Origin of the sequence: Nocardia sp. CA-120079, from assembly GCF_050955745.1 — a bacterium.
Classification (GTDB): Bacteria; Actinomycetota; Actinomycetes; order Mycobacteriales; family Mycobacteriaceae; genus Nocardia.
Window position 1 is genome coordinate 677,471 of the sequence record NZ_CP192088.1, and the last position, 19,900, is coordinate 697,370.

The 19,900-nt window shown below is 65.7% G+C and carries 21 protein-coding genes and 2 tRNA genes; 13 read left to right on the plus strand and 10 right to left on the minus strand.

Going from position 1 to position 19,900, the window contains the following annotated elements:
• The first annotated feature begins 4 nt into the window (after positions 1-4).
• From dmpG to ACQPYR_RS03215, 8 genes are all read left to right on the plus strand, one after another.
• Positions 5-1,039, plus strand: a complete 1,035-nt coding sequence (gene dmpG, locus ACQPYR_RS03180; RefSeq protein ID WP_433627375.1) for a 4-hydroxy-2-oxovalerate aldolase — start codon at positions 5-7, stop codon at positions 1,037-1,039.
• A 344-nt stretch (positions 1,040-1,383) separates the two neighbouring features.
• The gene (locus ACQPYR_RS03185; protein ID WP_433627377.1) at positions 1,384-2,370 is read left to right on the plus strand and encodes a hypothetical protein; all 987 of its coding nucleotides are present in this window, start codon (positions 1,384-1,386) and stop codon (positions 2,368-2,370) included.
• Complete coding sequence (locus ACQPYR_RS03190; protein WP_433627380.1) at positions 2,355-3,170, plus strand: hypothetical protein; 816 nt, start codon at positions 2,355-2,357, stop codon at positions 3,168-3,170. Before ACQPYR_RS03185 ends, ACQPYR_RS03190 begins: the two co-directional genes overlap by 16 nt.
• A gap of 89 nt (positions 3,171-3,259) precedes the next feature.
• Entirely contained in the window at positions 3,260-3,745 is a 486-nt protein-coding gene (locus ACQPYR_RS03195) for a hypothetical protein (RefSeq protein ID WP_433627382.1), read from the plus strand.
• Positions 3,746-3,753: 8 nt separating this feature from the next.
• Positions 3,754-5,505 carry an asparagine synthetase B family protein gene (locus ACQPYR_RS03200; protein ID WP_433627385.1) on the plus strand — a complete coding sequence of 584 codons (1,752 nt, stop codon included), beginning with the start codon at positions 3,754-3,756 and terminating at the stop codon, positions 5,503-5,505.
• 89 nt (positions 5,506-5,594) lie between these two features.
• Positions 5,595-6,326 carry a hypothetical protein gene (locus ACQPYR_RS03205; RefSeq protein WP_433627388.1) on the plus strand — a complete coding sequence of 244 codons (732 nt, stop codon included), beginning with the start codon at positions 5,595-5,597 and terminating at the stop codon, positions 6,324-6,326.
• A 272-nt stretch (positions 6,327-6,598) separates the two neighbouring features.
• Positions 6,599-6,674: transfer RNA gene (locus ACQPYR_RS03210), tRNA-Glu, on the plus strand.
• A gap of 1 nt (position 6,675) precedes the next feature.
• Positions 6,676-6,748, plus strand: a tRNA-Ile gene (locus tag ACQPYR_RS03215).
• Between the two features lie 219 nt (positions 6,749-6,967).
• Here the strand turns inward: ACQPYR_RS03215 and ACQPYR_RS03220 are convergent.
• Positions 6,968-7,537 carry a TetR family transcriptional regulator gene (locus ACQPYR_RS03220; RefSeq protein ID WP_433627391.1) on the minus strand — a complete coding sequence of 190 codons (570 nt, stop codon included), beginning with the start codon at positions 7,535-7,537 and terminating at the stop codon, positions 6,968-6,970.
• 126 nt (positions 7,538-7,663) lie between these two features.
• Between ACQPYR_RS03220 and ACQPYR_RS03225 the strand changes: the two genes are divergently transcribed.
• On the plus strand, positions 7,664-9,094 hold the full coding sequence (locus ACQPYR_RS03225; protein WP_433627393.1) for an MFS transporter: 1,431 nt from the start codon (positions 7,664-7,666) through the stop codon (positions 9,092-9,094).
• Between the two features lie 39 nt (positions 9,095-9,133).
• On the opposite strand, the gene hsaB is transcribed toward ACQPYR_RS03225, so the two are convergent.
• Genes hsaB through hsaA form a run of 4 tightly spaced genes read right to left on the minus strand, consistent with a single transcriptional unit; the run spans position 9,134 to position 12,685 of the window.
• Positions 9,134-9,709, minus strand: a complete 576-nt coding sequence (gene hsaB / locus ACQPYR_RS03230; RefSeq protein WP_433600877.1) for a 3-hydroxy-9,10-secoandrosta-1,3,5(10)-triene-9,17-dione monooxygenase reductase subunit — start codon at positions 9,707-9,709, stop codon at positions 9,134-9,136.
• Positions 9,710-9,735: 26 nt separating this feature from the next.
• Positions 9,736-10,641: an iron-dependent extradiol dioxygenase HsaC gene (hsaC, locus tag ACQPYR_RS03235; protein WP_433627395.1), complete on the minus strand. Its 906-nt coding sequence runs from the start codon at positions 10,639-10,641 to the stop codon at positions 9,736-9,738.
• The gene (gene hsaD / locus ACQPYR_RS03240; RefSeq protein WP_433627398.1) at positions 10,641-11,519 is read right to left on the minus strand and encodes a 4,5:9,10-diseco-3-hydroxy-5,9,17-trioxoandrosta-1(10),2-diene-4-oate hydrolase; all 879 of its coding nucleotides are present in this window, start codon (positions 11,517-11,519) and stop codon (positions 10,641-10,643) included. The genes hsaC and hsaD overlap by 1 nt, the downstream gene beginning before the upstream one ends.
• Positions 11,520-11,521: 2 nt before the next feature.
• On the minus strand, positions 11,522-12,685 hold the full coding sequence (gene hsaA / locus ACQPYR_RS03245; protein WP_433627401.1) for a 3-hydroxy-9,10-secoandrosta-1,3,5(10)-triene-9,17-dione monooxygenase oxygenase subunit: 1,164 nt from the start codon (positions 12,683-12,685) through the stop codon (positions 11,522-11,524).
• 198 nt (positions 12,686-12,883) lie between these two features.
• On the opposite strand from hsaA, the gene ACQPYR_RS03250 reads away from it, so the two are divergent.
• The gene (locus ACQPYR_RS03250) at positions 12,884-14,197 is read left to right on the plus strand and encodes a Rieske 2Fe-2S domain-containing protein (protein WP_433627404.1); all 1,314 of its coding nucleotides are present in this window, start codon (positions 12,884-12,886) and stop codon (positions 14,195-14,197) included.
• Complete coding sequence (locus ACQPYR_RS03255; RefSeq protein ID WP_433627407.1) at positions 14,197-14,529, plus strand: hypothetical protein; 333 nt, start codon at positions 14,197-14,199, stop codon at positions 14,527-14,529. Before ACQPYR_RS03250 ends, ACQPYR_RS03255 begins: the two co-directional genes overlap by 1 nt.
• Positions 14,530-14,559: 30 nt before the next feature.
• On the opposite strand, the gene ACQPYR_RS03260 is transcribed toward ACQPYR_RS03255, so the two are convergent.
• From ACQPYR_RS03260 to ACQPYR_RS03270, 3 genes are all read right to left on the minus strand, one after another.
• Positions 14,560-14,970, minus strand: coding sequence for a cupin domain-containing protein (locus tag ACQPYR_RS03260; protein ID WP_433627410.1), 411 nt, complete (start codon positions 14,968-14,970; stop codon positions 14,560-14,562).
• A gap of 125 nt (positions 14,971-15,095) precedes the next feature.
• The gene (locus ACQPYR_RS03265; protein WP_433627413.1) at positions 15,096-15,668 is read right to left on the minus strand and encodes a methylated-DNA--[protein]-cysteine S-methyltransferase; all 573 of its coding nucleotides are present in this window, start codon (positions 15,666-15,668) and stop codon (positions 15,096-15,098) included.
• 52 nt (positions 15,669-15,720) lie between these two features.
• Positions 15,721-16,035, minus strand: a complete 315-nt coding sequence (locus ACQPYR_RS03270; protein WP_433627416.1) for a hypothetical protein — start codon at positions 16,033-16,035, stop codon at positions 15,721-15,723.
• A 62-nt stretch (positions 16,036-16,097) separates the two neighbouring features.
• On the opposite strand from ACQPYR_RS03270, the gene ACQPYR_RS03275 reads away from it, so the two are divergent.
• Positions 16,098-17,600: a PLP-dependent aminotransferase family protein gene (locus ACQPYR_RS03275; protein WP_433627418.1), complete on the plus strand. Its 1,503-nt coding sequence runs from the start codon at positions 16,098-16,100 to the stop codon at positions 17,598-17,600.
• A gap of 23 nt (positions 17,601-17,623) precedes the next feature.
• Positions 17,624-18,325: an NUDIX hydrolase gene (locus ACQPYR_RS03280; protein WP_433627421.1), complete on the plus strand. Its 702-nt coding sequence runs from the start codon at positions 17,624-17,626 to the stop codon at positions 18,323-18,325.
• An 18-nt stretch (positions 18,326-18,343) separates the two neighbouring features.
• Here ACQPYR_RS03280 and ACQPYR_RS03285 read toward each other — a convergent pair whose 3' ends face one another.
• A complete protein-coding gene (locus ACQPYR_RS03285) occupies positions 18,344-19,441 on the minus strand; it encodes a CaiB/BaiF CoA transferase family protein (RefSeq protein WP_433627423.1) in 1,098 nt (365 codons plus the stop codon).
• Between the two features lie 81 nt (positions 19,442-19,522).
• Positions 19,523-19,837 (minus strand): hypothetical protein, encoded by a 315-nt coding sequence (locus ACQPYR_RS03290; protein ID WP_433627426.1) that lies wholly within the window; start codon positions 19,835-19,837, stop codon positions 19,523-19,525.
• Between the last annotated feature and the right edge of the window lie 63 nt (positions 19,838-19,900).

Genomic DNA, 19,900 nt, shown 5'->3' on the forward strand with positions numbered 1-19,900 from the left:
AACCATGGCATATTCCGCAGAACTCGACATCCGCGTCACCGACACGTCACTGCGTGACGGTTCGCACCACAAGCGCCATCAGTTCACCGCCGACGATGTGCGCAATATCGTGACCGCGCTGGACAGCGCCGGTGTGCCGGTCATCGAGGTGACGCACGGCGACGGCCTCGGCGGCTCGTCGTTCAACTACGGCTTCTCGCACACCCCCGAGCAGGAGCTGGTCAAGATTGCCGCGGAGACGGCGAAGCAGGCCAAGATCGCGGTGCTCATGCTGCCCGGCGTCGGCGTCAAAGAGGACATCAAGATCTCCCAGGACAACGGTGCGTCGATCTGCCGCATCGCCACGCACTGCACCGAGGCGGACGTATCGATCCAGCACTTCGGTCTCGCGCGGGAGCTGGGACTGGAAACCGTCGGCTTCCTGATGATGTCGCACACCCAGCCGCCGGAGGCGCTGGCCAAGCAGGCGCGCATCATGGCCGATGCCGGATGCCAGTGCGTCTACGTGGTGGACTCCGCGGGTGCGCTTGTGCTCGAACAGGTTTCGGACCGAGTGGCGGCGCTGGTCGCCGAACTCGGTGACGACGCCCAGGTCGGCTTCCACGGGCACGAGAATCTGGATCTGGCGGTTGCCAACTCGATCTATGCGGTTCGTGCGGGTGCGAAGCAAATCGACGGCAGCGCACGGCGATTCGGCGCGGGTGCGGGCAATACGCCCGTCGAGGCGTTCGTCGGTGTCTGCGACAAGCTCGGTATCAAGACCGGCATCGATTTCTTCGCGATCGCCGATGCGGCCGAAGATGTGGTGCGGCCCGTCATGCCGCAGGAATGCCTGCTGGACCGCCAGTCTCTGATGATGGGCTATGCGGGTGTGTACTCCAGCTTCCTGAAGCATGCCGAGCGTCAGGCCGAGCGCTATGGCGTTTCGGCGGCCGAAATGCTGGTGCGTGCGGGTAAGCGCAAGTTGGTCGGTGGACAGGAAGACCAGCTGATCGACATCGCGCTGGAGCTCCAGCGTGAGGCCTCCGTCTCCGCCTGACCCCTGGACCGCAAGGCCGCGTACCACCCAGGTGCGCGGCCTTTGCACGACGGTGTCGCAGAGCTGGTGAGCGCCTCGCATAGGTCGCAGCTTGTGTGCGGCGCCCACCGGATGTGCGCGAGCCACCGGCCGCGGTGAATCCGGAACAGGGCAGCCGCGAAATGGCGGTGCCGCGGGGGTGTCGCGTACGCAATGTGCACCTCGCACAGGCTTTTGACGTGGGTGCGGTGCCCAATGGATATGCGCGAGCCACCGGCAGGTGAATATTGGAGTTCGGGGGTCGCGGATAGTGGGGGCATCGGCGATCATGAATTGTGATCTGTCCGCATTGCAATGCGAACCTGTTGCGCAAGGAGCGCGGCGGTCGGCGCTGTTCGACGTGTAAGCGGGAATTCGCGCTCGAACCGAAGGAAAGTCCGCTCGGGCTGCACGACATCCGGTTGCGCAAGCTGGCCGAGCGGCTCGGCGACGGGCGTGGGCTGCGGTACACGTCATTGCAACTCTGGTACGCGGCCGGGCGCAAGAAGGTTTCGGACCCACTGCGCGCGTTCCAGCGGGCGCGCTTCGGACTCGGGTCGGCCATAGTGATGCTCGCCATCTTCCTGATGGTGCTGCGCGTGGCATCGCCGGCGGTGGTGATCCCCTTCGGCGTATTGATTTTGGTGCTGGCCACCGTCGGAATCGGCGCGGCAAAGCCCTGGTTCCTGAGCCGCGCCACAGTTCGAATGCCGGGCTTGTACAGCAACTTTCGTCGCGATGTGGTCGGTCGGTGGATATCGGTTTACGGCGGCCCGCCGCCGGGATCGGTCGACGAGGGGCAGGTGTGGCCACCGGCTTTGGCCCGGCCGCGCTTCGCGGTGCTGTGCCCGGATCGCAGCGTGCTCGCCTGCCTTGCCGCCAACAATGTGTCGCAGACCTGGTCCATGGCGTTGTCCGACCGCATCGATCAGATACCGCCTGATGTGCCGGTGATCGTGCTGCACGATGCCAGCATGCCGGGGATTGCGATGGCAGGGAAGGCCCGCGTCGCACTCGGGAGCCGGGCCGTGGTTGTCGGCCTTTCGCCGCGCGCGGTATTGGCCAATGCGTCGACGCTGCGTTTGCGGGATCCGCGCCCGCAACCGCAGGACACCGAATTCCTACATGGGGAACCGTTGTCGGCCGCGGAGATCGAATGGCTCTGCGAGGGGTGGTGGTCGCCGATCGCCGCGATTCCACCCGCGAAGCTGCTCATGGTGCTGGAACGGGCGGTCGAGCGGATCGAGGATGCGTCCGATCCGGATCGCCGCGCCGCCCGCGAGGTAGGTTTCCTCACGTGGCCGACCCGGTGAAGCAGCACATGCTCGATCGGCTGCTCCGCATCGCGGCCGCCCGCGCGGCCGCCCCGAGCGGCATCCGATTCACCGAGCGTCAGCTCTATTACGAGCTCTGCCGCGTACTCACGCCGACGCATCGAGCGCCGCGCCGGTTCGCCTGCACGGTCCCAGCGCCGCTGAGCTACCACACATTCCGCGCCGCTCTCGACCGCCTGGAGATGCCGGGGCTACTGACACTCGCCCCACCCCGAACCAACCGCGCCGGACTCCACACCCCCGAGCCCGACCTCTTCGACTACGGCCTCCCGCGGCTGCTCGTCTGTGAATCGGACGCAATCGCACAAATGCTGCGCGCCAACGGATTACCGATGGAATCCGCTTGCCCGGTACTCAGCGCATCCGAACTACCCCTCGACCCGGGCATCGCCGAAATGCTCTCCCGAGTCGACGGCACCATCTATCTCCTGCACGACGCGAGCCCGCACGGCCTCACCTTCCCGACACGGTTGGCGGACCTGACCGAGATCCCGGACAGCGTGCGAGTCGTCCCCTTGGGCTTGCGTCCGCGGCAAGCAGGCGCACTGCACCTGACCCACCTTCGCGGCCCGGTGCCGCGTGCTCAGGTCGCGCAGCTGGACCCGTGGGAATGCGCGTGGCTGCGGCGCGGCCGGTTCGTCGAGGTCGAAGCGGTGCGCCCGGCATCACTGCTACGCACCGTGCACCGTCTGGTCCGCGAGGTTCGCCCGACCCGCACCGGCCTGCCCGCGCTGCGCCGCGCCCGGACCACGGGCTTTCTGACCTGGCCCGCCGCATGAGGTCGCTCGGTGCCGTGTGGCAGCCGCGTGGATCGAGCCGTGCTGTGCCCGGAATACGGGCTCGGCCCGCTGCATGAAAGGGAATTGCTGTGCCGGAGCATCGGCAGATTACGTATACCGATGAGTTGCTTGCTGACGGGTCGGTGCATCGGCGGTATGCCGATGGGCGTCAGGAGTGGCGGACCCGTGGTGCACAGGGAGTGGTCTCCTGGCGCGATGATCGGGGTAACTCGGGGACCGATGAGGGGCTCGGGCCGAAGATCGTGAAGCGCACGTACCACAACGGATCCGTGGTTTATGGCCGGGAGGCGGGGTTCGGGCGGACGCTCTGGGGTGATGGAGCACTGACTGTCAATCGGTCTTCGTTCGGTGGTCGGCTCGGCGGCATTCTGGCTGCGGTGGCGGGCGGTGCGCTGCTCGGCGCGCTGGTCATGCCGCCGAGTGCGATGAGTGCCGAGGAAGAGGAGGAGTTGCGCCGCCAGGCGGCCGCGCAGTCGTCCGGTTCCAGCGACGGGGGCGGCGACTACGGCGGTTGGGACGATGACGGCGGAGATGACGGCGGCGATTTCGGCTGAGGATGACTATGGCTCGTTGGTGTGCTTTCTCGACGCCGGAGGACCCGGCCGGTCAGGTACGGTCGGTCGGCGGCAACCCGGTGTCGGTGACCGGTTGTCATGCATTGGGATTGCTCGATGGCCCAGGCTTCGCGGCGGGCCCTTTCGAGATGCCGGGCGATGCCGCTCGGCCGTCGGACCGTGTGCTGACTGCGGTCGGTGAGGTCACGCTGTTCAACGCGGTTCAATTGCGCGCGCGACTCGGTGCGGACGCGCCGCCGCCGGACTGCGCCGACGGTGAGCTGCTGCTGCACTGCTACGCCCGCTTCGGACTCGACGGTATCGCCGCCGCCGACGGCATGTTCGCACTCGCCATCGTCGACGGGGACGATCTGGTGTTGATCCGCGATCACGTCGGCACCCGCACACTCTTCTACGCACGTGCGGACAATGGCTGGGCCGCATCCACATCGCTACGCGCGGTGCACCGGTGGCCCGCACTGCGAACCGGTTTACATCTACCCGCGGTCCGCTCCTTCCTGACCTTCGCCTACCTGCCGGGACGCGAGACACTGCTGCGTGGCATCAACGAGGTTCTGCCGGGCCGCTGTGTGCGTCTGCACCGTGACGGCTCGATGACCGAGAAAACCTATTGGGAGCCAATAGAAGTCGAGGACAGTCGAGCGGCGGCCGACCACGCACTCGAACTCCGCGAACTGCTCGAGGACGCGGTCGCCCGGCGACTGCCCGCCGGGGAACCGGTCGGGGTGCTGCTCTCCGGCGGCATCGACAGCAGTCTGGTCACCGCCCTCGCCGCCAAACTGCACGATCAGCGCGTGCACTCGTATTCCATCAGCTTCGGCGGGACCACCCCGAACGAACTCGCCTACTCCGGACTCGTCGCCACCCACTGCAATACCGAGCATCGGGTGCTCACGGTGCCCGGTGAAACGGTCGCGTCGCGACTGGCCGAGACGGTATCGCTGCTCGACTGCCCGGTCGGCGATCCACTCACCGTGCCCAACCTGATGCTCGCGGAAGCCGTTGCCGCAGAGGGTATTCGGGTGGTTCTCAACGGCGAGGGCGGTGATCCGGTCTTCGGTGGCCCCAAGAATCTGCCGATGCTGATCTTCGAATTGTCCCGCGACGACCCGTCTTCGGACGCGAGAGCGCTCGCCTATCTGGACAGCTACCGCAAGTGCTACAGCGACCTGCCGGTGCTACTGACCCCCGATGCCCTGGCCGCGCTGGCAGACGCGCCACCGCTGACCGATCTGATCGCGCCCTATCTGCGCCAGGACCGGATGACCGGCCTGCTCAACCAATTGTTGCACACCAACTTGCGCACCAAGGGCGCGCACCACATCCTCACGAAGGTCGAACGACTCACCGCAGCAAGCGGTTTGGAGGGTCGCGCGCCGTTGTTCGATCGCGCGGTCATCGACCACGCCTTCCGCGTACCAGGCCGATACAAGCTCGCCGGTACCAGCGAAAAGTGGATCCTCAAACAGGCTGTGCGCGATCTACTTCCGGCGACGATCGTGGACCGCCCGAAGAGCGGTATGCGAGTCCCGGTGCAGCAGTGGCTGTCCGGACCACTGCGCGAGCTCGGACACGATCTGCTGCTCGGCTCGTCCGCACGTGCGCGCGGCCTGTTCCGCGAGGACACCATCCGCTCGTGGCTGCGCGGCGACGGTGCCCTGTTGCCGCGGCAGGGCGGCAAGTTGTGGCTGGTGCTGTCGTTGGAGCTGTGGTTGCGGTCCTTCGAAGTCGGGCCGTGAGCGAGTGACCCGAAGAAACAGCGCGTCCGCGGCGGACCCGAGCGCGGCGTGAGCAGCATTCGTACGTTCGAGCAGCACCGAGGAGCCGCATGACCGATCCCCGAATCAAGCAGCACGCGGACGATGAGAACGAGATCCACGACCTGGCCGAATTCGTCGACACGGGAAGCAATGTCGTTACGCCCGTCGCGCAATTTCCGCCGGAGGTCGCCGCGGTGGTCGTCCAGGCCTTCGCCCAGATAGTCCGGAACGCGAAGGCAAGCCGCGCCGCGACCGTACCCGACGCGGATGGCATCACCCGGTCCCAGACCTTCGAAGAGGGCGACGTCTACATGATCGAGTCGCCCTTCGACGGCTTCTTCGCCGACCGCTACATCATGGATTTCTACAATGCCGAGGAGCGCGGGATCTGCTCGCGCATGCATCTGCACACCGGCCTGCGCTTCGTCCGCATGATGACCGGTCCGGACACGCACATCCGGGTGAGCAGCCTCTCGCCGTTCCGCGTCACCGCCGTCGAAGGCGTTACGCCCTTCGCGCCCAACCAATTCGAGGACGATCTACCCGACACCCCGCCCGGTCTGCACCGCACCAGATACAACCTGATCGTCCCGCCGTGCTCCTTCGTCGATATGCAGATCCCGCGCGGCGTGAGCCATCAGTTCAATGCCATCGGCCCACACGCCGTCATCGACTCGGTCCATCCGGAAGAGTCCATCGAAGTCTTCCGCGAACAGATGTCCGGCTTCAAGATGATGGCCCAGACCGTCTTCCTGGCAGAGCAATTGCCGGACGCGGCTTCCTGTACGCCGCTCACGTAACGACTCAGCGCCGGGCGACTCCGGTTGGTCCCGCAGAAACGCGCACAGTGAAGCCGGCCGTTGCCGGATGCCCTCATGTGAACGGCGCAGGGCACGTTCGATGGCGTTACAGATGGACACCTCATGCGGCGCTCGCATATCCAGCGGTCACCGCACATAGGGCGCAACCTATGTGCCGTGGCCATTCGATGTGCGACAGCCAATTCGGGCGGGAAACGCCGTTTTAATTCGGTTGCGGTCGCGTGGGGGCGCGGATAGCTTGGCCCCACCGCGGCGCAGTTGCTCTGGTGGTATGGGCAACCTGACTTTCATTCAGGGACCACGTCGGTTCGATTCCGATCTGCGTCACACCCGTTTGGCTCAATGGTGGAGAGCGCCTCTCTGATACAGAGGAGATGGGAGTTCAATTCTCTCAACGGGTATCGCTCTGATTCTCGATCAGAACAACGCGGGTTCGATTCCCGTCGAGGTCGCGATGCGCCTGTAGCTCAGCTGGTAGAGCTGCGGACTTTTAATCCGAAGGTCGTAGGTTCGAGCGCACGCCCGGAAAGTCATGCGGACCGGCGTCCGTCACCGTCTTGAAAACGGCTGGTCCCATGCGAATGGGATGGGGATCGACACCTCGGCTTTCCACTACCCGCTCAGTTCCGCGCGCGCATACCGTCCATCGTCACGTCGAGCATGTGATCGGCGGCCTCGGGGACCGTCTCGCAGGCGACTCCGATGCCGTGGCCGAACCTGAGCAGATCGCGTGGTTCGATATCGCGACGGATATCGCCGGAATCCTGTGCCGCATGCAGCAGCGCCGCCGCCGCATCGGTGATCATCGACCGACATAGGGTGAAGGTCGGTGAGCCCTTGTCCATACCGGCCTTCATGGTGGTCGCGAGGCTGCGATTGTCCATCACCCACTGCACCTGCTCGCGCAACCATGTTTCGAAAGCCTCGGCAGCCGAATGGGTTTCGAGCAGTTCGTGAGCGCGGGCGCTCAATTGTTCGATGCTGGAACGGTATACAGCTTCGATCAGTACCTCGCGGCTCGGAAAGTGCCGGTAGAGCGTGCCGATGCCGACCCCGGCGCGGCGGGCGATCTCTTCCAGCGGGGCGTCGGGGCCCTGTTCGGCGAATGCCTCCTGAGCGGACGTGATGATCCGCTCGTAGTTGCGCCGGGCATCCGCGCGCATCGGCCGTCCCGTCGACGGTGCTGCCATATTCCCTCCACTGGAAAACGGAAGGACCCTCCAGATAGGCTTGCGTAACTGGAGGAACCCTCCATATGATAGCTCTATCGGAAGCGGAGGCTCCCTCCGCTTGAGTCCCATTCGATGGAGCGTTCTTTGTCCACCACCATGTCCGCGGACACCCGTGTGCCCGCAATCTCCAGTGCCGGTCGGCTCGGATCCGGCATTGTGCTGGTCACGCTGCTGACCTGCCAATTGATGATCATCCTCGACATCACCGTGATGAATGTCGCGCTGCCGCGCATCCGCACCGACCTGCACTTCAGCGCGACCAACCTGTCCTGGGTGATGAACGCCTACACCCTGGTCTTCGGCGGTCTACTGCTGCTCGGCGGCCGCGCCGGTGATCTGTTCGGCCGTCGCAACCTGTTCATCGCCGGTACCGCACTGTTCACCCTGGCCTCACTGGCTGGCGGGCTGGCGCCATCGGCCACCTGGTTGCTCGTCGCCCGTGTCGTGCAGGGCATCGGCGGGGCCATGGCCGGTCCAAGCACCCTCGCGCTGCTGACCACCACATTCAGTGAACCCAAGGCCCGGATGCGGGTGCTCGCATTGTTTTCCGGCATGTCCAGTGCGGGCTTCGCGATCGGTCTGATCGTCGGCGGCCTGCTGACCGAATGGCTGACCTGGCGCTCCGCGCTGTTCATCAATGTGCCCTTCGGAATGGCCGTGGTAGCACTCGCGCTGCGGTATCTGCCGGATGGCGCGCGCCAGCCTGCCCGCCTCGACCTGCCCGGTGCGGTCACCGCGACCGGCGGCGTCGCCGCGCTGGTCTACGGCTTCATCAGCGCCGCATCGCACGGCTGGAGCGATGCGGGCACCGATATCTGGTTGGCTGTCGGCGCAGTATTGATCGCCGCCTTCCTGGCCATCGAGGCGCGCACGGCCCAGCCCCTGCTGCCGCTGCGACTGTTCGTCGATCGCAATCGCGCCGCGGCATACGCAAATATGTTCCTCGGGCCGATGGCCGGTATGTCGATGTTCTTCTTCCTCACCCAGTACCTGCAGGAAGTGCGCGGATTGAGCGCGCTGGCAACGGGTTTCGCCTTCATGCCGACCGCGCTGATGATGTTCACCATGATCCGGCTGATCCCGCGGCTGCTACCGCGCTTCGGTCCGAAACCGGTGACGGTAATCGGCACGCTGCTGATGGCGGCCGGTTTGGTGCTGCTGACCCGGCTGACGGTCGACACCGCCTACTTCCCGATGCTGTTCATCGCCATGATCCTGATGGGAAGCGGTATCGGCCTCGCCTTTTCACCGCTCAATGTGATCATCATGTCGAGCGTTGCGCCGACCGAAGCCGGTGCCGCGGGCGGCGCGCTGCAGACCCTGCAGCAGACCGGCGCCTCCCTCGGCCTCGCCATTCTGGTCACCATCTTCGGCACCGCCGCCCGCGATGCCGGAGGCTCGGCACACCACGCCCTGGTCAGCGGCATCACCACCGCCTTCGCCGGCGCCGTGGTCATCGCCGCGCTGACCTTCGTCGTCGCTCTCACCTTCCGCAGCACGCGTCCTGCGGAGTGAATATGGCCCCGCCCAGGTGATTCCGGGCGGGGCCAATTCTCAGAGCCAGGTGTCCAGCGTTGTCGTGGTGAGGAAATGCTCCAGATCGTGCCGCCAGGGGGCCGGCACGGTCTTGTCCGGTTCGATGGCGGTGTACTGGCCGCGGTAGAACAACAGCGGCCTGCCGGAGCTGGTCGATTCCGACAGGGCCAGCACCCGGCCGATCACGATGTAGTGATCGCCGCCGTCGACGACGCTGTCCACCTTGCACTGGATGGTGGCCAAGGCGTCGTCCAGGAGCGGGAGCTCCAGTTCCGAGGTATGCCACTTGGTTTCGGCGAACTTATCGGGTTCGCGGGAACCGAAGCGGGCACACAGTTGCTGCTGTTCCTCGGCGAGGACGTTCACACAGAAGCCGCCGGACTGTTCGATGGCCGCCCAGGACCGGGAGGTCTTGGTCGGGCAGAACAGCACGAGGGGCGGGTCCAGTGACAGGGCGGCGAAGGATTGGCAGGCGAACCCGATCGGGGCGCCGTCGGCATCGAAGGTGGTGATCACCGTGATGCCGGTGCAGAACTGCCCCAATACATTTCGGAACTGTCGCCCGTCGATCGCCGGATACTCGTCGGTCGTCATCGTCTCCCCGCTCGCCCTGTCGATCATTACTGCTGCCGCTGTCCAACCGTGAAGTCGTGACCCCACAGGCTGACCGCGGTGGATTCGCGTGCGATCCAGTCGGCGTCGTCGACTTCCAAACCTTCACAACCGAATTCGACGTCGAAGCCGCCCGGTGTCTTCATATAGAACGACAGCATCTTGTCGTTGACGTGCCGGCCCAGCGTCGCCGACATCTTCACCTTCTTGCGCAGTGCGCGATCCAGGCAGAGCCCGACATCGTCGGAGCCCTCCACCTCGAGCATCAGATGCACGATGCCGCTCGGGGTCGGCATGGGCAGGAAGGCCAGCGAGTGGTGGCGCGGGTTGCAGCCGAAGAAGCGCAGCCAGGCCGGTTCGCCATCGGCGGGCCGCCCGACCATCTGCGGAGGCAGCCGCATCGAATCGCGCAGCCGGAAGCCGAGCACATCGCGGTAGAAGGTCAGCGCGGCCGCATCGTCGGAGGTGCTGAGCACCACATGGCCGAGTCCCTGTTCGCCCGTGACGAATCGGTGTCCGTAGGGGCTGACCACGCGCCGATGTTCCAGTGCCGCACCGTGAAACGCCTCGAGGGTATTGCCCGAGGGATCCTCGAACGAGATCAGCTCGTAGACCCGGCGATCGGCCTTCTCCTGCGCGGTGCCCTCCTTGAACGGCACCCCGGCCGCATCCAGCCGGCCCCGAATATCCTGCAGCTCAGCGGCATTGGCGGTCTCCCAGCCGGAGACCTGCAGCTGATCCTTCTCGCCCGGCGAGATGACGAGCCGAGCCGGGAAGTCGTCCATGCGCAGATACAGCGCCTCGGGGTTGCTGCCCTTGCCCTCGACCATGCCGAGCACCTTGAGCCCGTATTCGCGCCAGGCCGCCATATCGGTGGCCTCGATGCGCAGATACGCCAGTGATCGAATGCCCATCACTTCTCCTTCACACCGGCAAGGAAATCCGTTGCCAGCCGGTTGAATTCGTCGAACTTCTCCAGCTGGGCCCAGTGCCCGCAACCGCCGAAGACGTGCAGCTGCACCCGTGGAATCATCTTCGTCGCGACCAGCGCGCCGTCGAGTGGATTCACCCGATCTTCCCGGCCCCAGATGAGCAGCACCGGCTGGCGCAGCTTATAGGCGTCGCGCCAGATCATGCCCTGCTCGAAATCGGCTCCGGCGAAGGACTTTCCCATCGCCCTGGTCGCGGCCAGCGCCTCGGGCGTGCTCGCCGAGGCGAAGCGCTCATCGATCAGCTCGTCGGTGATCAGCGACTGATCGAAGACCATGATCCGCAGGAATGCCTCCAGGTTTTCCCTGGTCGGCTCGTAAATGAACTTCGCGAGGTTCTTCACGCCCTCGGTCGGATCCGGTGCGAACAGGTTGACGCTCAACCCGCCCGGACCCATCAGCACCAGCTTGCCCGCCCGATCCGGGTAGTCCAGCGCGAATCGCACCGCGGTACCACCGCCGAGTGAATTGCCCAGCAGATGCACGCGTCCGGTGATCTCCAGCGCGTCGAGCAGATCCTTCAGCGCGGAGGCGCTGTGGGCGAAGTACTGCGGGTGCTCGGTCGGCTTGTCCGAGAGCCCGAATCCCGGCTGATCCACCGCGAGCACGTGGAACTCGCGGGCCAGGACCGGGATGTTGCGGGCGAAGTTCGACCACGACGAGGCGCCGGGCCCGCCGCCGTGCAACAGCACGATCGTCGGGCCGTTGCCGACTCCGGCCTCGTGATAGTGCAGGCGCAGATCGGGCCGCGCCTGCGCGTATCGCGAGGTCGATTCGAAGGTGAGTTCGGTTGTCGCCGTCACGGCTAGACCATGCCGTCGGTAACCGGAAGCCCGAATTCGTGCGTGCCGTACATGACATAGGCGCGTTCGGGATCATTGGCGGCGTGCACCCGACCGGCGTGCGCATCGCGCCAGAAGCGTTGCAGTGGTGTGCCGTTCGCGAGTGCGGTGGCGCCGGAGGCTTCGAAGAGCTTGTCGATGGAGGCAATCGCCCGGCCGGTCGCGCGCACCTGGTCGCGGCGTGCTCGCACTCGCAGATCGAACGGAATCTCCTTGCCCGCCACCAGCAGTGCGTATTCGTCGGCGACGTTGCCCGACAGTTGACGCCATGCGGCATCGATATCGCTGGAGGCCTCGGCGACCCGCACCTTGGTGAACGGATCTTCCTTGGCCTTCTCGCCTGCATAGGCCGCGCGCACCCGCTTGCCCTGGTGCTCGACGTGGGCGGCATACGCGCCGTACGCCATACCGACGATCGGTGCGGAGATGGTCGTTGGATGGATTGTGCCCCAGGGCATCCTGTACACCGGATCGGTGTTCTGCGCCAGGCCGGGGGACTTCAGCTCACTCATCGCGCGGAAGCTCAGGAACCGATGCTTCGGCACGAAAACATCCTCCACCACAACGGTATTGGAGCCGGTGCCGCGCAAGCCGACCACATTCCACACATCATCGATGCGATAGTCGGTGCGCGGGATCAGGAAGCTGCCGAAGTCGACCGGTTTGCCGTCCTTGATCACCGGACCGCCGAGTACCGCCCAGGTGGCGTGATCCGAGCCCGAGGACCAGGCCCACGCGCCGTTGACGATGTAGCCGCCGTCGACGACCGTGCCCGCGCCCATCGGGGCGTACGACGAGGAGATCCGGACCTCGTTGTCCTCGCCCCACACATCTTCCTGCGCCTGCTGGTCGAACAATGCGAGGTGCCAGTTGTGCACGCCGACGATGCCCGCCACCCAGCCGGTGGAGCCGCATGCGCTGGCGAGCTTGCGAACCGTGTCGTAGAACACGACCGGATCTGCCGCATGGCCGCCCCACTGCTTGGGCTGCAGCAGGCGGAAGAAGCCGGTCTCCTGCAGTGCCTTCATCGATTCGTCGGGGATGCGCCGCAGGTCCTCGGCTTCCTGTGCGCGCTCGCGCAGCGTCGGCAACAGTGCCTCGACCCGTTCGGTCACTTCTTGCGTCATCGCGGGACCCGCTCCTGCCTGGTCGGATTGGTAACCGGTACTCATTTGCCTCTGAGACTAGAACAGGTTCTTATTTCTGTCGAGAACGGGTGACCATAAGGGGCATTCGTCACCGATTCGCAGGTGGTCGACGGAATCGCTGGCGTGGAACGCGACATTTTTGTAACGTGTTCTAGTACAAAAGGAGGAGGAATCGCGATGGCAGTTACCCCACCGCCGCCGAGCGACGGGCCCGGAGGTGGCAGCGTGCGTACCCCCGGAGGGACCCGGGAGGCGGCAAATCCGACACCGCGCAGCGGTGCGAAGGGAAGGGGGACGGTAGGAGGCGCAGCCGACGGGGTGGGTAAGCCCCGTGAGCTCGATGTGGGCTCCGCGCCCACCCGATACGCGCGGGGATGGCATTGCCTCGGGCTGGCGAAGTCGTTCCGCGACGGCAAGCCGCACGCGGTCGAGGTGTTCGGAACCAAGCTCGTCGTCTGGGTCGACAGCAATGACGAACTCCGGGTGCTGGACGCCTACTGCAGGCATATGGGTGGCGACCTGACCATGGGCGAGGTCAAGGACGGTGATATCGCCTGCCCGTTCCACGACTGGCGCTGGTCCGGCACGAGTGGCAAATGCACCGCGATTCCCTATGCGCGGCGCGTGCCGCCGCTGGCGCGGACCCGCAAGTGGACCACGCTCGAGCGCAATGGTCAGCTGTTCGTCTGGCACGACGTCGAGGGCAGCCAGCCGCCGCCGGAGGTGACCATTCCGCATATCGTCGGGCCCTATACCGACGCGGATGGCAATCCGAGCGAAGAGCTCGACAGCGGGTGGACCGAATGGACCTGGAACTCGCTGCTGATCGAGGGCGCGAACTGCCGCGAGATCATCGACAACGTGGTGGATATGGCCCACTTCTTCTATATCCACTTCGCCTTCCCGACGTACTTCAAGAATGTCTTCGAGGGGCATATCGCCACCCAGTTCCTGGAGACCAAGGGGCGTCCCGACATCGGCATGGCCTCCAAGTACGGCGGCGACACCCTGCTCAAGTCGGAGGCGTCGTACTTCGGGCCCTCTTACATGATCAACCCGCTGGTCAATATCTACAGCGGATACGAGGTCAAGAGCGTCCTGATCAACTGCCACTACCCGGTGACGCAGGATTCGTTCGTGCTGCAGTGGGGCGTCTCGCTGGAGAAGCCGAAGGGCGTCGACGGTGAGATGGCCGACAAGCTGGCCGCGAAGATGACCGAGGGCATCAGCGTCGGGTTCCTGCAGGATGTCGAGATCTGGAAGCACAAGTCCAAGGTCGAGAATCCGCTGCTCTGCGAGGAGGACGGTCCGGTCTACCAGTTGCGCCGGTGGTACGACCAGTTCTATGTGGATCTGGCCGATGTCACCGACAAGATGACCCAGCGCTTCGAATTCGAGGTGGATACCACCAAGGCGAACGAGGCGTGGGAGGCCGAGGTCGCCGAGAACCTGCGGCGCAAGCGAGAAACGGAAGCGGAAGCAGGCGTCTGATGGCGGCAACCTGGGCGAAAGCACCCGACTTCGCCGACGAACCGGCGCGGCGGGCCGCGGTGCAGGCCCAGACCGTGGTCGACAAGCAGCGCTATCTGGAAGAGGGGCTGACGCCGCTGCGGTGTCAGTCATGCCAGAGCGAGGTGCTGGTGCGCAAGAGTTCGTCGCACCAGACCTCGGTGCAGTGGACCGAGAATCCGGCCGCGCGCTGCCCGGTTTTCGCCAGGCTCAGCGCACAGGGCTACGGGCCGGGACGTCCGGAAACCTGTGCGCAACTGGAGAAGACGATCAAATGGGCCGTCGACGAGGGTGTGCTCGTGGTTCACGAGTAGCACCGAATCGCGGGTGTGCCGCCGGCCGGATCAGTCGAGGCGGAAATCCGCGAAGTCGAACCCCGGCGCGACTATGCAGCTGACCAGCACATACTCATCATCCGCGGGTCGCGCGGCCTGACTGACCCCGCCGGGCACCACCGCCTGCAACACCTGCCCGTGCTCGACATCGGGTCCGAGGACAACCTCCTCGCCCCCGATGTCGAGCGCCAGCGCCCCACCCCGATGCCACAACCACACCTCATCCGATCGCACCGTATGCGGCGCCGACTTCTCACCGGGCAGCAACAAGAAGTAGATCGCGGTAGCGCTCGCTCGCGGCCCCGGATACCCCTCCGGCGTGAATTCCACCGCACTACGCCAGGTTTGCCGATACCACCCACCCTCCGGATGCGGCTCCAAATCCAGTGCGACAGCCAGCGCCGGTCGGTCATTACTCATGCCCCGACTATGCCCGATCGACGGTTTTCTGGGGGCCCAGCCACTGATGCGGCTGACCGGTCACTGCGTAGGCCCGATCATCGACGGGTTCCCAGCCGAACAGCACCCATATGTCGTCGACGGTCTCAGAAGAGGGTGGGTTCGCCGAAGCCGGGGGTGCGTTCGATTTCCAGGAGGCGTTGTTTGGTGGTGATGCCGCCGGGGGCGGAAAAGCCGGTGAGGGCATGGTCGGCGGCCAGGACTCGGTGGCAGGGGATGATCAGGGGGATCGGGTTGCGGCCGAGGGCCTGTCCGACGGCTTGGGCCGCGCCGGGCGCGCCGATACGGTCGGCGACCTGGCCGTAGCTGAGGGTGTGGCCGGGATCGATGGCACGGGTCACTTCGTAGACGGCGCGGTGGAATTCCGGAATTCCACTGGTGCTCACGGGAATCCAGCGCAGATCGTCGAGTTCGCCGACGAGGTGGGCCTGGATGCGGGCAATGGCTTCGGCGATCGGGCCGGTGGGGTTCGCCTCCGGAATTTCCTCGGCGTCCGGAATTCGGCTGCTGCGACGCGTGATCCGGGTCCGCGTCGCAGCGGGGCTCGCCTCGGGCAGTCCGAATCGGAATACGCGGTCGTCGGCCCAGGCGATCGCGCAGGTGCCGATCGCGGTTTCGAACAGCGCCGACCCGGTGACCGGGCGAGCGGAAGCACTCATACGCTCAGTGTGCACGCCGGGTCCGACATCTTCGGGCAGACCAGTCCAGTTCTCAGAAACTGGCCTGGATGCCACCGACGGTCGGCTTCACCGCTGCGCAACTCGGGTTCGAGATCCGGCGCTGCGCGGTCCGCTGGGTATGTGTGAGGGCCGAAGCGTCCGGATCCGGCACGTCGTTGCGGCCGTAGATTGCGGTGAGATCCGCGTATTGGCGCTGGTTTTCGTAGTAGGAAGGCGACCAGTCGGTCAATGGTCCCGGCGCGTGGAACCGTTCGAGGCGGAAAACCTCGCTCGGGCGCCGCGGGGCGAACCGGTGCACGAGATAGGCGAAGGCGGCGATGACGAGCAGGGTGGCGAGGGCGGTCATAGAAGCAAGAATGCGCGCACTGGCCTTGTCATTGAATATCCACTTCGCTAATACTGGACTTTATGTCGACGAGAGTTATCGGTGCCGCCAGCCTTGCCCGTGATCTGGGGAGTTGGCGCAGTGCGGACGAGAACGGCGAACCAGGGGAGCGCCGGTCGACGCGCCCGGCCTATCTGGCTCTCGCCGAGGGCATCCGCCTGCTCATCCACGACGGCCGCGCACCGCTCGGCGTCGCACTGCCCAGTGAGCGCGACCTCGCCACCACGCTCGGCGTCAGTCGCACGACCATCACCTCCACCTACAGCCTGCTGCGCGAACACGGCTACCTGATCAGTCGGCAGGGTTCGCGCAGTACCGTCGCCCTGCCGCGCGACGTGCAGCACGACGGCACCAAACCGGCCCGCAGCATCCTGGCGATGATGGCGCAACCGGAACTGCCGACCATCGATATGACCTACGCCGCGATGGCCGCGCCCATGGAGATGCAGGAGGCGTACTCAGTTGCGCTGCAAGGCCTTCCGGCCTACCTCGGCACGCACGGTATGGATCCGGTCGGTGTGCTCGCGCTGCGCGAGGCACTGGCCCGCCGCTACACCGAACGCGGCTTGCCCACCGAACCGGACCAGATCCTGGTCACCCTGGGCGCCCAGCACGGCCTGCGCCTGCTGCTCAATGTGCTCACCGCGCCGGCGGCCCGGGTGCTCATCGACCACCCGACCTATCCGAATGCCATCGAGGCGATCCGCGATGTCGGCGCCCGCCCCGTGCCGGTGCCGCTGCGCCCCGAAACCCCGGAATCCGGCTGGGATCTCGACGGAATCCGCAGTGCCGCAAGGCAAACCGCGGCCACCCTGGCCTACCTGGTGCCGGACTTCAACAACCCGACCGGCCTGCTGCTCGACGCCGACGGTCGCGCCGAACTGACCGCCATCGCCCGCGAGACCCGGATGACCGTGGTGATCGACGAGTCGATGGTGGACCTGAGCCTGACCGACCGGACCGCGCCCCCGCCGGTCGCGGCCTTCGCCAAGGGCAGCGAGATCATCACCATCGGCTCGGCCTCGAAATCCTTCTGGGGTGGTCTGCGCGTCGGCTGGATCCGCACCAACCAGTCGCTGATCACCAAACTGCTCGGCATCCGCTCCACCGTCGACCTCGGCACGCCCGTCATGGACCAGTTGGCAACCATCCACCTGCTGGAGAATGCCGAGACCATCCTCACTCGCCGTCGCGATCAACTCCGCGCCCAGCGTGCGGCCCTGCTCGCCACGCTCGGCGAGGAGCTTCCGGACTGGCGCACGATCGTCGGCGACGGCGGCATGTCGGTCTGGGCGCAGCTACCGGCGCCGGTCTCGACGGCACTGGCCGCCACCGCCCCCAACCACGGTGTATTGCTCGCCGCCGGACCGAGATTCGGTGTTCAGGGCGCCTTCGAACGCTTCATCCGGCTGCCCTTCACCCACCCCGAACCCGAACTCCGTTTGGCGGTGAAGTCCATCGCCACCGCCTACGAAGCCCTCACCCCCCGCGCCGCCGACCCCCTCCAACCCCTCACCTGCTACTGACCGGGTAGTGCACTATCGAGGGTATGGATCTCATTTCGGGACCGCGTGTCCCCGATAGTGTTGACGGCTTCCGTGAGTTGGCGGGCGCGCGGTTGGGCGGATTTCCGCATACGGAGGTTGCCGACGCACCGGGTCTTCGCCGGGCGGCGGTGTTGCTGTGCGTGGTGGCAATAGACGGTCCGCCGTCGGTGATGGTCATCAAACGCGCGTATCGCGGGCGCAATGCCGGGCAATGGGCGCTGCCGGGTGGGCGGGTCGACGACGGGGAAACCGTTGAGCAGGCGGCGATACGTGAATTGCGCGAGGAACTCGGACTGACCGCGAGCCCGGCCGATCTGCTCGGCAGGCTCGACGACTTTCCCGCCGCATCGGGTTTCGTCATCACGCCGATCGTGGCCGCTCTCGCCGACGTGTCCGAGTTGCGGCCCAGTCCGGACGAGGTCCACTCGGTCCATCAAGTGGATCTCGCCCGGCTGGCCGCCGACGATGTCCCGCACTGGGTGCATCCGAACGAGGCGGTGCGACAACAGGATCTGCGGCCCGATGCCCCTGCGGTCCCCTACGACGGCCCCGGTCTACTGCAGATGCGCCTCGCTGAGAACATGACCATCCACGCACCGACCGGTGCCATGCTCTGGCAGTTCCGTGAAGTCATCCTGCTCGGCCGAGACCCCGACGCCGCCCGGATCGCGCATTTCGCCCAGCCGGAATGGACGCGGAACTAGCTCAGCAGGCCATGATTATCAGTCCACCCAAACGGATTCGATCGGCGTCGCTTCGCTGGGCGGCGGGGTGGGCGTACCGGCAGGGGTGCGCGAGAAGCGCGGAGCCGGCGCGTGCTGGACGACACCGTCGATCTCGATCAACCCGGTGCGCGCGGCAATGTGTGGATTCTGTTCTGCCTCGGTGAAAGTCAGCACCGGTGTCGTGCACGCGTCGGTGCCGTCGAAGATCGCGGCCCACTCGTCCCGTGTCTTGGTCTTGAACTTCTCCGTGAACAGCTTCTTCAGCTGATCCTGACCATTCGGATCGAGCTGCATCGGCAGGCCCTCGGGGTCGATTTCCAAGCCCTGCAACAGTTCCGCGTAGAACTGCGGCTCGATCGCCCCGACGGCCATGTACTTGCCGTCCGAGGTCTCGTACGTGTCGTAGAACGACATACCGGTATCGAGCAGGTTGGTGCCGCGCTCGTCCGACCACAGGCCCATGCCGCGCATGCCCCAGATCATGTGTGAAAGGGCAAGCGCCCCATCGATCATCGCCGAATCGATGACCTGCCCCTTACCGGAATTCTGCCGCTCCACAAGGGCCGCGAGAATGCCGAATACCAGGAACATCGAGCCGCCACCGAAGTCGCCGACCATATTCAGCGGCGGCACCGGCCGCTCGCCCTTGCGGCCGATGGCGTGCAGCACACCGGTCAGCGAAATGTAGTTGATGTCGTGTCCGGCGCGCTCGGCCAGCGGACCGTCCTGACCCCAGCCGGTCATCCGGCCGTAGACCAACCGCGGATTGCGTGCGAGCACCGCATCCGGGCCGAGGCCCATGCGCTCGGTGACGCCGGGCCGGAAGCCCTCGATCAGCACATCGGCCTTCTCGGCGAGTGCGAGCACCTTCTCGATATCCGCCGGATCCTTCAGATCGGCCTCGACGATGGTGCGCCCGCGCCACTGCGGCCGCTCCATGAAACCGGGCAGCATACCGGGCCGCTGTACCCGCACCACATCGGCGCCGAGGTCGGCCAGCAGCAGCGCTGCATGCGGACCGGGGCCGATGCCGGCCAGTTCGATGACCTTGATGCCCGCGAGCGGGCCCTGTTCGGCGGTGGATGGTGTGCTCACGCCCTACCTCGGTTCGTCGTTGATCCAGCGCTCCCGGGGGCGACCCGAGGCTGTATTGACAGTATGACAATAACGCCGAAGCTATATGCGAGACGGGTTCGCGAGCCCTAGGGCGGAGTTGAGTCGATAAGCCCCGCCGCGGCCGTGGAATACCGCCATCGGCAGCGCGCCCAGCAAGGCCGCACCGATTCCCGCGTAGACATGCGATGGCAGCTCGGCCCAGTATCCGATGACGGCCGCGAGTGCGAGTCCGAATGTGCCCGCCACGGCATTGCGCAGCGGATCGTTACCCCACACATTCGGAAATTGTTCGCCGATCATGCCTTTGACGAAATGCGGGACCGCATTCGCGCCGAACAGTCCGGCCAGTGCCGACAACAGAATCGTTTGCCACATGACGAGCCACCTTCTTTTCAGTCAACGGTTGTAGACCGAAAGCTAGCACGGTGCTCTGCTTCG